We start from the raw sequence: 13,007 nt of genomic DNA, 5'->3' as shown, positions 1-13,007 counted from the left end.
ATGAATAAAGCGGTACATGCTCCACTTTTGAAGGATGCCGGCCTGGTGCGAACGGCACTCAGGCGTGCGTCAGCGTGCTGGGCAGCGGCAGCGCGCTGCTGGACTTGACCTCGCCCAGCGAAAAAATCGTGTGCACGTCTTTGACGTTGGGCAGGCGCAGCAGCACATTGCGCACAAAACCGGAAAAGCTCTCCAGATCCCTGGCCACGACCTGCAGCTCGAAGGTGCCCGCGCCGCTGATGTAGTGGCAGGAGGTGACTTCGGGCAGCAGGCGAATGGCTTCCTCCATGCGCAGCGTGATGTCGGCCGTGTTCTGTGCGGCATCCACGCGCACAAAGGCCAGCACGCCCAGGCCCAGCTTGTGGCGGTCCAGCGTGGCGTGATAGCCGGTGATATAGCCCGACTCCTCCAGCGCGCGCACGCGTCGCCAGCAGGGCGCGGCGGACAGGCCTACGCGCTGGGCCAGCTCGGCATTGGTGAGGCGGCCATCCATTTGCAGCTCATTCAGGATGGCCCAGTCGAAGCGATCAAGTTGGTTCATGATTCGCAATTTACAGCAAGATTCTTTCAAAAACTAGGTTAATCCCGGCAATAAAAAGAAAGCTCTATTCGGGGCGTTTTCCTTAAACTTTGCTCAAACAACTTGCGTTCCGTGCCTCTGGCGCAGGAATGCCCAAAGCAATATGCTGCTCTGGTAGCCAACAGCTGCCACGGGTGGTCACCCACATGGAGACAAGCCATGAATGCCCCTTTGCCCGATGAAGTCCGTCGCGCCCTGGAGTCTGTGACTCTGGACGACAAATATTCCCTGGCCCGCGGCCGCGCCTTTATGAGCGGCGTGCAGGCCCTGGTCCGCCTGCCCATGCTGCAGCGGTTGCGCGATGCGCAGGCCGGGCTCAACACCGCCGGCTTCATCAGCGGCTATCGCGGCTCGCCCCTGGGCACTTACGACCAGTCCCTGTGGGCGGCCAAAAAGCATATGGAGGCGAATCACATCGTCTTTCAGCCCGGCGTGAACGAAGAGCTGGGCGCCACGGCCGTCTGGGGCACGCAGCAGCTCGATCTCTATCCCGAAACCAAGAAGTTCGACGGCGTCTTCGGCATCTGGTATGGCAAGGGGCCGGGCGTGGACCGCTGCTCCGACGTGTTCAAGCACGCCAATATGGCGGGCACGGCCAAGCATGGCGGCGTGATTGCGATTGCGGGCGATGACCACATCAGCAAGTCCTCCACGGCCGCGCACCAGAGCGACCATATCTTCAAGGCCTGCGGCACGCCGGTGTTCTTCCCCAGCAATGTGCAGGACATCCTCGACATGGGCCTGCATGCCTTTGCCATGAGCCGTTTCTCGGGCCTGTGGTCGGGCATGAAGACGATCCAGGAGGTGGTGGAGTCCTCCTCCTCGGTGCTGGTGGACCCGGATCGCGTCAACATCATCCTGCCCGAAGACTTTCAGATGCCGGACGGCGGCCTGCATATCCGTTGGCCCGATCCGCCGCTGGAGCAGGAAGCGCGGCTGATGAACTACAAGTGGTATGCAGCCCTGGCCTATGTGCGCGCCAACAAGCTCAACCACAATGTGATCGAAGGGCCCAACGACCGCTTCGGCATCATCGCCAGCGGCAAGGCCTATAACGACACGCGTCAGGCCATGGCCGATCTGGGGCTGGACGAGGACACCTGCCGCCAGCTGGGCATCAGGCTGCACAAGGTCAACGTGGTCTGGCCGCTGGAGGCCACCATCACGCGCGATTTCGCGCGCGGCCTGCAGGAGATTCTGGTGGTCGAGGAAAAGCGCCAGGTCATCGAATACCAGATCAAGGAAGAGCTCTACAACTGGCGCGACGACGTGCGCCCCAATGTGGTGGGCAAGTTCAGCGACGAGCATGGCGGCGAATGGTCGCTGCCCAACCCCAGCACCGACTGGCTGCTGCGCCCCACGGCCGATCTGACTCCCGCCATCATTGCGCGCGCCATTGCCCAGCGCCTGAAGAAGCTGGGCGTGCCCGAGCATGTGCAAACGCGCATGCAGCAGCGTCTGGCCGTGCTCGACGCCCGCGAAGCGGCGATCAAGGCGGCCAAGGAGGTTTCGACCGGCGACCGCACGCCCTGGTTCTGCAGCGGCTGCCCGCACAACACCTCGACACGCGTGCCCGAAGGCTCGCGCGCCGTGGCCGGCATCGGCTGCCACTACATGACCACCTGGATGCCCGACCGCCGCACCAGCACCTTCACGCAGATGGGCGGTGAGGGCGTGACCTGGGTGGGGCAGGCGCCTTTCACCAAGGAAGCCCATGTCTTCGCCAATCTGGGCGACGGCACCTACTTCCACAGCGGGCTGCTGGCGATCCGCCAGAGCATTGCGGCCGGCACCAACATCACCTACAAGGTGCTCTACAACGACGCCGTGGCCATGACGGGCGGCCAGCGCGTGGGCGAGCGGCCCGAAGGCCATTCGGTGCTGCAGATCATGAACAGCCTGCTCTCCGAAGGCGTGGGCAAGCTGGTCATCGTCACCGACGAGCCCGAGAAATACGATGGCGTGAAGCTGGGCGAGGGCGTGACCGTGCACCATCGCGACGAGCTGGATGCGATCCAGCGCCAGTTCCGCGAGCTCAAGGGCTGCACGGCCATCATCTACGACCAGACCTGCGCCACGGAAAAGCGCCGCCGCCGCAAACGCGGCGTGCTGAGCACGCCCGACAAGACCGTGGTCATCAACGAGCTGGTTTGCGAGGGCTGTGGCGATTGCTCGGTGCAGTCCAACTGCCTGTCGGTGGAGCCCGTGGAGACCGAGTTCGGCCGCAAACGCCGCATCAACCAGAACAGCTGCAACAAGGACTATTCCTGCGTCAAGGGCTTCTGCCCCAGCTTCGTCACCGTCGAGGGCGGTCAGCTCAAGAAGCCCAAGCAGGAGAAGAAGGGCAGCCTGGAGGCCCTTCCCATTATTCCCGAGCCCGTCCTGCCCGTGGCCGAGCAGGCCTGGGGCATCGTGGTGGCCGGTGTCGGCGGCACGGGCGTGATCACCATCGGTTCGCTGCTGGGCATGGCCGCACACCTGGAAGGCAAGGGCGTGGTCACGCAGGATGCGGCGGGTCTGGCGCAAAAAGGCGGCTCCACCTGGAGCCATATCCAGATCGCCAACCGCGCCGATGCGATCTACACCACCAAGGTGGACATGGCCAAGGCCGATCTGGTCATAGGCTGCGACCCCATCGTGGCGGCCACGCCGACCACCTTGTCCGTGATGCAGCCGGGGCGCACCTATGTGGCGCTCAACAGCCACGCCGCGCCCACGGCCACCTTCGTGGGCAACCCCGACTGGCAGTCGCCGGCCGCACGCTGCGCCACGGCGCTGGCCGAGGCCGTGGGTCATGGCGCCCTGGGCAGCTTCGATGCCGAGAAGGCCTCCACGGCCTTGCTGGGCGACAGCATCTACGCCAACCCCATGATGCTGGGCTACGCCTGGCAAAAAGGCAGGGTGCCGCTCAGCCATGCCTCGCTGATGCGCGCCATGGAGCTCAACGGCGTGCAGGTGGCGCGCAATCAGGAGGCCTTTGAATGGGGCCGCCGCTGCGCCCACGATCTGGAGGCCGTGCGCGCTCTGTATCAGGCATCGCAGGTGATCCAGTTCGTCAAGAAGCCGTCGCTGGAGGAAATGCTGGACAAGCGTGTGGAGTTCCTCACGGCCTACCAGAACGCGGCCTATGCCCAGCAGTACCGCGACTTCGTGGCCAAGGTGCGCGCAGCGGAAGAGCCGCTGGCCCAGGGCACGCGCCTGTCCCAGGCCGTGGCGCGCTATCTGTTCAAGCTCATGGCGTACAAGGACGAGTACGAGGTGGCGCGTCTGCACACCGATGCGGCCTTCACCCAGAAGATCAGCGAGATGTTCGAGGGCGACTACAAGCTCGTCCATCACCTGGCGCCCCCCGGTTTTGCCAAGAAGGACGAGCAGGGCCATCTGCTCAAAAAATCCTATGGCCCCTGGATGCGCAAGGCCATGGGCTGGCTGGCCGGCATGAAGGGATTGCGCGGCACGGCGCTCGATCCCTTCGGTCGCACCGAGGAGCGCCGTACCGAGCGCGCCCTGATCGTCGAATACCGCCAGTGCATCGAAACCCTGCTGACGGGTTTGACGACCGACAAGCTGGCGCTGGCCGTGGAGATCGCCTCCATCCCCGAAGACATTCGAGGCTACGGCCATGTGAAGGAGCACCATCTGGCGGCTGCGCGCATCAAGTGGCAGTCCTTGATGACTCGCTGGAATGGCTCGGCTGCAGCTGCTGCGCCAGCAGTCAAGCTGATGGCAGTGAACTAATTGCGCCGAGGCGCATCACAACAAGGCCGGGGCAACCCGGCCTTTGTATTCATGGCCAGAGGCGATGCTGGCAGTGGGCTATCTGAATTTGATAGCTGCCAGCGCTTGTATTGAGTGATATTCAAAGATAAAACAGTCACAAAACAATACAGGTAATGCGCTGATAGCTATGTTTTTTGCAGACATTGCTGATGTGGAAAGGGAGGTCCTCATCGCATCAGGGAATGCCTGTGCTGCGCGGCTGCCCATGCCAATCTTGGGTACAAGCCAGCCGAATACAATGTCCCGCTGACCTGGCGAGATCGCGCAAGTGCGCGCCTGCCGGGACCTATTCCTGACAAATTCACTCTTTCGGAGTCTTTTTCGTGTTCATTTCTTCTGCTTTCGCCCAGACCGCTCCTGCCGCCGCTGCTGAAGGCGGCTTCATGGGTTCGCTCACCGGCATGCTGCCTCTGGTGCTGATGTTCGTGGTGCTGTACTTCGTGATGATTCGTCCACAGATGAAGCGCCAGAAGGAACACCGCTCCATGATCGACGCGCTGGCCAAGGGTGATGAAGTGGCTACCGCCGGCGGCATCATCGGCACCGTGACCCGCATGGCCGAGCAATTCATCTACATCGAAGTGGCTTCCGGCGTGGAAGTCCAGATCCAGCGCTCCGCTGTGGTGCAGGTGCTGCCCAAGGGCACGGCCAAGTAAGCCTGTCCGCTGTGGATTTTGAGGGGTACGGCGCTCGACCAGAGTGCGCGTACCCGTTGTGCGTTGCTGTAAAAAAAAGAGCGCGATCATGAACCGATACCCGGTCTGGAAGTACGCGATCATCGTGATCGCGCTGCTGGTGGGGGTGCTCTACACCCTGCCCAATTTCTTTGGTGAAGCGCCTGCCGTGCAGGTGTCCTCGGCCAAGTCCACCGTCAAGGTGGACAACGCGGTGCTGCAAAAGGTGGAATCTGCCTTGAGCGCAGCCAGCGTCAAAGCCACATCGATGTCGCTGGAAGGCACTTCGGTGCGCGCCCGCTTCGATACGCCCGACGAGCAGCTCAAGGCCAAGGACGTCATCCAGAAGGCCCTGATCTCCGACCCCACCGACCCCTCCTACATCGTGGCGCTGAACCTGGTGTCGCGCTCGCCCGACTGGCTGACAGCCATCGGCGCCAAGCCCATGTATCTGGGTCTGGACCTGCGCGGCGGCGTGCACTTCATGCTGCAGGTGGACATGGCGGCGGCCCTGACCAAGAAGGCCGAGAGCTATGCGGGCGATCTGCGCTCTTCGATGCGCGACAAGAATATCCGCCACGGCGGTGTCAGCCGCGATGGCAACAACGTCACCATTCGCGTGCGCGACGAAGCCACGCTGACGGCGGCGCGCAATCTGATCGCGGACCAGTTCCCCGATCTGGCGGCCACTTCCACGCCTGACGGCACGGGCTTCAAGCTGGTGGCCTCGATCAAGCCCGAAGCCCTGCGCAAGGTGCAGGAGCAGGCGCTCAAGCAGAACATCGTCACGCTGCACAACCGTATCAACGAACTCGGCGTGGCCGAGCCCGTGATCCAGCAGCAGGGCCTGGACCGCATCGTGGTGCAACTGCCCGGCGTGCAGGACACGGCCAAGGCCAAGGACATTCTGGGCCGCACCGCCACGCTGGAAGTGCGCATGGTGGACGAGTCCGCCGAAGCGCGTGCTGCCGAGATGGGCTCCGGCCCCGTGCCTTTCGGCTCCGAGAAATACCTGGACCGCAACGGCCAGAGCATCATCGTGCAAAAGCAGGTGACGCTGACCGGCGAGAACCTGACGGATGCACAGCCCGGTTTTGACAGCCAGACCCAGGAGCCCACCGTCAACCTGACGCTGGATGCCAAGGGCGCGCGCATCTTCAAGGACGTGACGCGCGAGAACGTGGGCAAGCGCATGGCCATCATCCTGTTCGAAAAGGGCAAGGGCGAAGTGGTCACGGCTCCCGTGATCCGTGGCGAAATCGGCGGCGGCCGCGTGCAGATCTCGGGTCGCATGACTACGGCTGAAGCCAACGACACTTCGCTGCTGCTGCGCGCCGGCTCGCTGGCCGCGCCCATGGAAATCATCGAGGAATACACCATCGGCCCGAGCCTGGGCGCCGACAACATCAACCGCGGTATTCACTCCGTGGTCTGGGGCATGGTGGCGATTGCGGCCTTTATGTGCATGTACTACATGCTGTTCGGCGTGTTCTCCACGATTGCTCTGTCGGTGAACGTGTTGCTGCTGCTGGCCATTCTGTCCATGTTGCAGGCCACGCTGACCCTGCCCGGCATTGCCGCCATGGCGCTGGCGCTGGGCGTGGCCATCGACTCGAACGTGCTGATCAACGAGCGTATTCGTGAAGAGCTGCGTGCCGGTGCTTCGCCTCAGGCGGCCATCCATGCAGGCTACGAGAACGCCTGGCACACCATTCTGGACTCCAACGTGACCACGCTGATCGCCGGTCTGGCCCTGCTGGCCTTCGGTTCGGGCGTGGTGCGCGGCTTTGCCGTGGTGCACTGCATCGGCATTCTGACCAGCATGTTCTCTGCCGTGTTCTTCTCTCGCGGGCTGGTCAACCTCTGGTATGGCGGCAAGAAGAAGCTCAAGAGCGTCTCCATCGGTCAGGTCTGGAAGCCTGAGGGTGAGGGTCACCGTTCCGTGGCCGGTCGCGGCAGCAACAACTAAGGAGGAAGATCATGGAGTTCTTCCGCATCAAAAAAGACATTCCGTTCATGAAGTACGCGTTGGTCTTCAACGCGATTTCCTTCATCACCTTTGCGCTGGCCGTCTTTTTCCTGTTCTCGCGCGGCCTGCATCTGTCCGTGGAGTTCACGGGCGGTACGGTCATGGAAGTGGCCTACACCCAGCCTGCCGATATCGGCAAGGTGCGTGAAACCGTTTCCAAGCTCGGCTATGCCGATGTGATCGTGCAGAATTTCGGTACATCCAAGGATGTGATGATTCGTCTGCCCGTGCAAAAGGGCGTGACGACTGCTCAGCAAAGTGAGCGGGTGATCACTGCACTGAAGGCCGAGGATGCCGAGGTCACGCTGCGCCGCACCGAGTTTGTCGGCCCGCAGGTGGGCGATGAGCTGATGCACAACGGCCTGATGGCGCTGGGCATGGTGGTGCTGGGCATCATCATCTATCTGGCCTTTCGCTTCGAGTGGAAGTTCGGCGTGGCGGCCATCATTGCCAACTTGCACGACGTGATCATCATCCTGGGCTTCTTCGCCTTCTTCCAGTGGGAGTTTTCGCTCTCCGTGCTGGCAGGCGTGCTGGCCGTGCTGGGCTACTCGGTCAATGAGTCCGTGGTGATTTTCGACCGTATCCGCGAAGCCTTCCGCAAGTTCCGCAAGCTCAGCACCCACGAGGTGATCGACCACGCCATCACCTCGACCATGAGCCGGACCATCATCACCCACGCCTCGACCGAAGCCATGGTGCTGTCCATGTTCTTCTTTGGCGGCCCCAGCCTGCATTACTTTGCGCTGGCGCTGACGATCGGTATCTTGTTCGGTATCTATTCTTCGGTGTTCGTGGCGGCCGCCATTGCCATGTGGCTGGGCGTCAAGCGCGAAGATCTGGTCAAGGCTCCCGCCAAGTCCGGGTCGCAAGATCCCAACGATCCCAACGCGGGAGCCGTGGTCTGACGCTTTGACCATTGCGGCGGGTGCATGACTGCTTCTGCCGCCATTACACTTACGGAATGGCTCTCTCGCAGTCTTCCTCCACCGCGCCTGCGGCCCCGCAACAGCTGGGCTGGCAGGCGCGCTTGCGTTGGGTCCATGGCATTTGTCAGGGCCTGCCCAAGGTCGCTCGGCAACTGGATGAATTCCTCTCCAACCAGAGCAGTGCCGTCTCCACTGCCAAGGAGATGCAGGAGTGGCGCGAGGCCTGGGTCGGCTTTCAGCAGAACAAGGACGCCTGGTTGCAGGCAGGCGTTCAGGCGCTGCAGCAGGCTGCGCGCAAGCCACCCTCTGGTGGAGCCGAGAGCAATGCTTCGGGCTCGGCTCCGCTGACCTTCGAGCTGCTCAGCGACGATGTCGTCGAAAACAGGATTCTGGCCTCCCGCATGGCTCTGGCCATGGGGGAGACGCTGCAGCCCGGCTTCGAGGCCATGCGCCTGCGCATTCAGGCGCTGGAGGGCCATGAGCTGGCTTCCCGGGACATGTTCCGTGCCGAGACCATCTGTCTGCATCTGGTCGAGCAATGGCTTGGCAGCGGCATGGAGCGCAAGCATTTGCTCAGGGCCGTGGAGCCTTTGCAGAATGCGCTGGCACCGCTGATGGAGTCCGAATACAGCATCCTGCACAAGCTGCTCGATGCCAAGGGCGTCAGCAAGGCACAGGATGCGCCGCTGCGCGTGCGACGTACCGAGGGTGGCCCGTCCACCGGTGCCATGCATCTGGGCGCCAGCAGTGGCTATGGCAATCCGTCCGATGCGGGTTGGAGCAACTCTGCCATGCAGTACATGCCGGCCGGTATGGCTGCAGGTCTGGGCGCCGGGCCAGGGATGGCTCCGGGCATTGCCCTGCCGCCAGGCGCCAGCGCCGGCCTGGGCATGCTGGCGCGGGCGCGCCATCGCGCGCTGGATGCCATGAATCAGCTGCGCCAGGTGCTGAGTCAGCCTGCGGTCGGCATTCCAGGTCTGATGCCTGGCGCGCCTGTCGTTCCCATGCCTCCTGCGTCTGCCGCTCTGGCGCAGGCGCTGCAGGAGCAGCAACAACTGATGGCGGCCGAGCTCCAGGCCCAGTATCCGTCTGCGGCCGGTTCGGCCATGGCCATGCTCGCCATGGACTACAGTCCGGCAGCGATCAGCCAGCTGGTCAATCTGGTGCGCGAGCGCTCGGCCGACTGGAAGCAAAAGGCCGAGACCAAGAGCGAGAAGGCGACCATCGAGGTGGTGGCGCTGATGTTCCAGAGCATTCTTTCGGAAGACCGGCTGCCGCCGTCCATTCGCGTCTGGTTCGCGCGCCTGCAGGTCCCCGTGTTGCGCGTGGCGCTGGCCGAGCCGCAGTTCTTCAGCGACCTCAATCACCCGGCGCGCAAGCTGATCGACCGCATGGGCTCCTGCGTCATGGGTTTTGACGCCAGCAGCATCAACGGCAATGCGCTGGAGACCGAGATCCGCCGGGTGGTTCAGGTGATAGAGCAGTACCCTGAAACCGGGCAGAAGGTCTTTGCCCTGGTGCTGCGCGAGTTTGAGGAATTCCTCACCAGGCACTTTGCCCAGAATCGGTCCACGGCCAAGATCACCAGCGTGGCTCAGCAGGTGGAGCAGAAGGAGACGCTGGCCATCCAATACACCATAGAGCTGCGCAATATGCTCACCGACATGCCGGTGCGCGAAGAGGTGCGAGACTTTCTCTTCAAATCCTGGGCCGATGTGCTGGCCATGGCCACCGTGCGCTATGGCGCCAAGGATGCACGGGCCATGCGCCTCAAGCAGGCGGCCAGCGAGCTGGTCTGGTCGGCCAGCGCCAAGCCCTTGCGTCAGGAGCGCGCGCGTGTCATCCAGGGCTTGCCGACCTTGCTGCAGACCTTGCGCGAGGGGCTGGAGCTGGTGAGCGTGACCGGCGATGCACAGTCGGCCGCGATCAAGGTGTTGACCGATACGCTGGCCCAGGCCTTCATGTCCAAGACGGCAGCCATTCCGGCCGAGCGTATCGAGGCCATGGCCAAGCGCCTGGCGGAGCTGGAGAAATACATCAGCGAGGATGGCAAGCTCGACGATATGCCGCTGTCCAGCGAGAGCATAGAGCTGATGCTGGGCGTGGATGCGGGCGATCTGAACGTCATTCCCAACACGGACAGTCCGGTGGAGCCCACCATGCTGGAGTGGGCCCAGTCGCTGGAAAGCGGTCGCTGGTTCACGCTGGACCACAACGGTGCCCGTGTGCAGGTGCAATATGTCTGGCATAGCCGTCGCAAGCATCTGCATTTGTTCGCCTCGCTGGATGGACACTGTTATCTGCTGCAGGCGCAACGCATGGCGACCTATCTGCAGGCCGGCTTGCTCGCGGTGCATGATGCCGAAGCCCTGACGGTGCGTGCCACACGCGATGCACTGCAGAAAATTCAGGCGAATCCGGAAAGACTGGTCTAAGCCCCTGAGGTGCTTTGCATCTTTCCCCTTTCTCTACGCGCTGCACCAGGGAAGGGAGCAGCCCTTGCTGGGCGTCGCCTTGTCGGGATATGCCGGTTTGGGGCTTCAGCTTTGCGTAAGTCGCTGGTACAGGCCGCCAGGCAGGCGCGCGACCAGGCCGTCGAGCTCCAGTTCCATCAGCTGCGCCTGCAAATGGGCGGCATCCCAGCCCGTGCGATCGCTCAAGGACTCCAGGGTCATGGGGTCATGGCCCAGCGCCTGCAGCAACGGGTTATCCGGTGTCGACGCCTTGTTTTTGGCAGCTTCCTGCGCTGGTTCGGCTCTGGTCGACGCGAGTTTCAGTCCTTGAAGCTCTTCGAGCACGTTGTCAGCGGTTTCCACCAGCTTGGCACCCTGGCGTATCAGCGCATGGCAGCCCTTGGCCTGCGGCGCGTGGATGGAGCCGGGGATGGCAAAGACTTCACGCCCCTGCTCGTTGGCCAGGCGGGCCGTGATCAGCGAGCCAGACTGCAGGGCGGCTTCCACCACCAGGGTGCCTTGCGACAGGCCGGAGATGATGCGGTTGCGCTGAGGGAAATGCCGGGGCAGGGGCTCGCTGCCCAGCGGGTATTCGCTGATGACCAGCCCGTTGCGCGCAATTTGCTGTGCCAGCTTGGCGTGCGCACGCGGATAGACCTGATCGAGTCCGGTGCCGACGACGGCAATCGTGCAGGGGGTAGGGCCTGAGCGGGCCTGAAGTGCTCCCTCATGGGCAGCTGCATCTATGCCGCGTGCCAGGCCTGAGACTATGCACAGCCCTTGCTCGGCCAGTGCCTGCGCCATGCTGCGCGCATTGATGACGCCCTGGGCGGATGGATTGCGGCTGCCCACCATGGCCAGGGTGGCGGGGTAGGGAAACCAGGGCCGGGCAGATGCCAGCAGTGCCGCTGGACCTTGGACAAACAGCAGCAGGGGCGGATCTTCGGTCTGCAGCAGGCAGTCCGGATACTGAGAGTTGCCCAGATGGATCACGGTGTGCAAGGTACCCGGTGCGGGCGAGGCCAGCCATCGAGCCAGGGTGCTGCAATGTTTTTCCCAGTCTGTCGGGAGCTCTGTCAGAGCCTTGATCTGAGCCTGAGTGGCGCATTCAGCCCATGTTGACAGCGGCAGCCGCCAGACCGCGTCTGCACTGCCGGCTTTGGCCAGCAGGCGGCGTGCCGTGGTGCGTCCAAGACCCGGCGTCAGCAGCAGGCGCAGCCAGGCCAGAGTTTCGGCATCGGGCAGGGCATGGTGCGCATCTTGTGAAGGGGGCGACACCGTGCTCATGCTCCATTCAGGGCTGGGGCGACTGCAGGCCATCGCCCACGTTCACACCACGCTGGGCCGTGGTGATGAGCGCGTAGGAAACCCGGTCAAACACCTTGAAGACCATGGCATAGCCATTGGCCTCATCGGGCAGCTTCACCCGGTCACGACTGGGGCTGGTCTTGTCCACGATGACATTGCCCTTGCTGACGAGTTCCAGCACTGCGCCGATGTCCATGCCGTCCTGGGCTCCCTTGTTGATGGCAATGACCTGATTCTGAGCTGCGTTATAGCCCACCGAGTCGCCATAGATGGAGACCACGGCGGCATCCACCGCATGGCGCGGTGCATGGGGCACATAGCTCAGATACTGCTGCTCGGGCGAGGGCAGCAGACGGTCACCTGCGCGGATTTCATTCTTGGAGCGGATGATGTCCACAGTTCCAGGCGTGGTCTGTACAGGCTGGCCTGGCGCGGATTCAAGCAATGTTTCACTACGTGCCACGGTGGCACTGCCCAGGTACTTGGCTTCGTAGCCAAGGATTTCCCCGGTGATGGGGTCCTTGAGCGGCGTGGCATCGCGGAAGATGCGATAGCTCGCGGGCCGGCCCTTGCCGGCGGTGACCAGCGCGCCACCGGAGTTGCGTACATAGGCGCGATCGCCAATGGCCATGAGCACGCGCTTGTCCTGGGTGGCGATGATGCGCGGGGCTTGTGTAAGTGCCTGGCTGTCCACCACCAGCGGCTCGGCCAGGAAGGGCTCGATCAGATGCGGCGGCAGCGTGGGCAGGGCCAGGTCGTTCAGTGACGATTCACGCGTTTGCGGCGACAGACGAACTACCCCGGAATCGCCGTTGGGGGCAGTGGTCGATAGACGGGCATAACCGTTGCTGCGCACCAGATACAGCACCTGGCCGGGGTAGATCTGATGAGGGTTGGCGATGCTGGAGAGGTTCATGCCCCAGAGTTCGGGCCAGCGCCAGGGCTGGCGCAGATACATGCCCGAGATGCCCCAGAGCGTGTCGCCGCGCTTGACGGTGTATTGCGCGGGAGCGTTGGGCGCCAGTTCGTTCTCGGGGATGCCTTGCTGAGCGACTTGCTGTGCGGTGGAGCGCTGGGTGGCGGTCACAGGATAGCTTTGGGCGTGGACCGAAGTCAGGGCTGCAAGCAATGTGGCTCCAATGCTCAAGGCGCGTGCAGTGGCAAATGCGGTCATGAAGTTCCTTCTGGCGGGATTCGTTTGCTGCAGCGTCCCTCGCGTCGCCGCACTGTGGCCGATCTTGGCATAGCCAGCCA

At 63.1% G+C, this 13,007-nt stretch carries 8 protein-coding genes; 5 read left to right on the top strand and 3 right to left on the bottom strand.

Annotation, left to right across the window (positions count from 1 at the left end; genetic code table 11):
• Positions 1 to 58: 58 nt before the first annotated feature.
• Entirely contained in the window at positions 59 to 541 is a 483-nt protein-coding gene (locus tag CSE6_RS05225) for an Lrp/AsnC family transcriptional regulator (RefSeq protein ID WP_003060152.1), read from the bottom strand.
• A 198-nt stretch (positions 542 to 739) separates the two neighbouring features.
• On the opposite strand from CSE6_RS05225, the gene CSE6_RS05220 reads away from it, so the two are divergent.
• The 5 genes from CSE6_RS05220 (at position 740) to CSE6_RS05200 (ending at position 10,427) form a co-directional block, all read left to right on the top strand.
• The gene (locus CSE6_RS05220; RefSeq protein WP_059440026.1) at positions 740 to 4,318 is read left to right on the top strand and encodes an indolepyruvate ferredoxin oxidoreductase family protein; all 3,579 of its coding nucleotides are present in this window, start codon (positions 740 to 742) and stop codon (positions 4,316 to 4,318) included.
• Between the two features lie 365 nt (positions 4,319 to 4,683).
• Positions 4,684 to 5,016, top strand: coding sequence for a preprotein translocase subunit YajC (gene yajC, locus CSE6_RS05215; protein ID WP_003066810.1), 333 nt, complete (start codon positions 4,684 to 4,686; stop codon positions 5,014 to 5,016).
• Positions 5,017 to 5,104: 88 nt separating this feature from the next.
• Complete coding sequence (gene secD / locus CSE6_RS05210) at positions 5,105 to 7,003, top strand: protein translocase subunit SecD (protein WP_034351013.1); 1,899 nt, start codon at positions 5,105 to 5,107, stop codon at positions 7,001 to 7,003.
• 11 nt (positions 7,004 to 7,014) lie between these two features.
• A complete protein-coding gene (secF, locus tag CSE6_RS05205; protein WP_003066813.1) occupies positions 7,015 to 7,971 on the top strand; it encodes a protein translocase subunit SecF in 957 nt (318 codons plus the stop codon).
• Between the two features lie 56 nt (positions 7,972 to 8,027).
• Positions 8,028 to 10,427 carry a DUF1631 domain-containing protein gene (locus tag CSE6_RS05200; protein WP_059440025.1) on the top strand — a complete coding sequence of 800 codons (2,400 nt, stop codon included), beginning with the start codon at positions 8,028 to 8,030 and terminating at the stop codon, positions 10,425 to 10,427.
• Positions 10,428 to 10,532: 105 nt separating this feature from the next.
• On the opposite strand, the gene dprA is transcribed toward CSE6_RS05200, so the two are convergent.
• Both dprA and CSE6_RS05190 read right to left on the bottom strand, forming a co-directional pair.
• Positions 10,533 to 11,732, bottom strand: a complete 1,200-nt coding sequence (dprA, locus tag CSE6_RS05195) for a DNA-processing protein DprA (RefSeq protein WP_045839339.1) — start codon at positions 11,730 to 11,732, stop codon at positions 10,533 to 10,535.
• A 7-nt stretch (positions 11,733 to 11,739) separates the two neighbouring features.
• The gene (locus CSE6_RS05190; protein WP_034407018.1) at positions 11,740 to 12,927 is read right to left on the bottom strand and encodes a LysM peptidoglycan-binding domain-containing protein; all 1,188 of its coding nucleotides are present in this window, start codon (positions 12,925 to 12,927) and stop codon (positions 11,740 to 11,742) included.
• Positions 12,928 to 13,007 lie beyond the last annotated feature (80 nt).

The organism is Comamonas sp. E6 (genome assembly GCF_001010305.1).
GTDB lineage: Bacteria > Pseudomonadota > Gammaproteobacteria > Burkholderiales > Burkholderiaceae_C > Comamonas > Comamonas thiooxydans.
This window is presented reverse-complemented; position numbering and strand designations above follow the sequence as displayed.

Bases quoted from the DNA above. Each gene is read 5' to 3' on its own strand.
- CSE6_RS05225 (WP_003060152.1), bottom strand. From the start codon at position 541: ATGAACCAACTTGATCGCTTCGACTGGGCCATCCTGAATGAGCTGCAA.
- CSE6_RS05220 (WP_059440026.1), top strand. From the start codon at position 740: ATGAATGCCCCTTTGCCCGATGAAGTCCGTCGCGCCCTGGAGTCTGTG.
- secD (WP_034351013.1), top strand. From the start codon at position 5,105: ATGAACCGATACCCGGTCTGGAAGTACGCGATCATCGTGATCGCGCTG.
- secF (WP_003066813.1), top strand. From the start codon at position 7,015: ATGGAGTTCTTCCGCATCAAAAAAGACATTCCGTTCATGAAGTACGCG.
- CSE6_RS05200 (WP_059440025.1), top strand. From the start codon at position 8,028: ATGGCTCTCTCGCAGTCTTCCTCCACCGCGCCTGCGGCCCCGCAACAG.
- dprA (WP_045839339.1), bottom strand. From the start codon at position 11,732: ATGAGCACGGTGTCGCCCCCTTCACAAGATGCGCACCATGCCCTGCCC.
- CSE6_RS05190 (WP_034407018.1), bottom strand. From the start codon at position 12,927: ATGACCGCATTTGCCACTGCACGCGCCTTGAGCATTGGAGCCACATTG.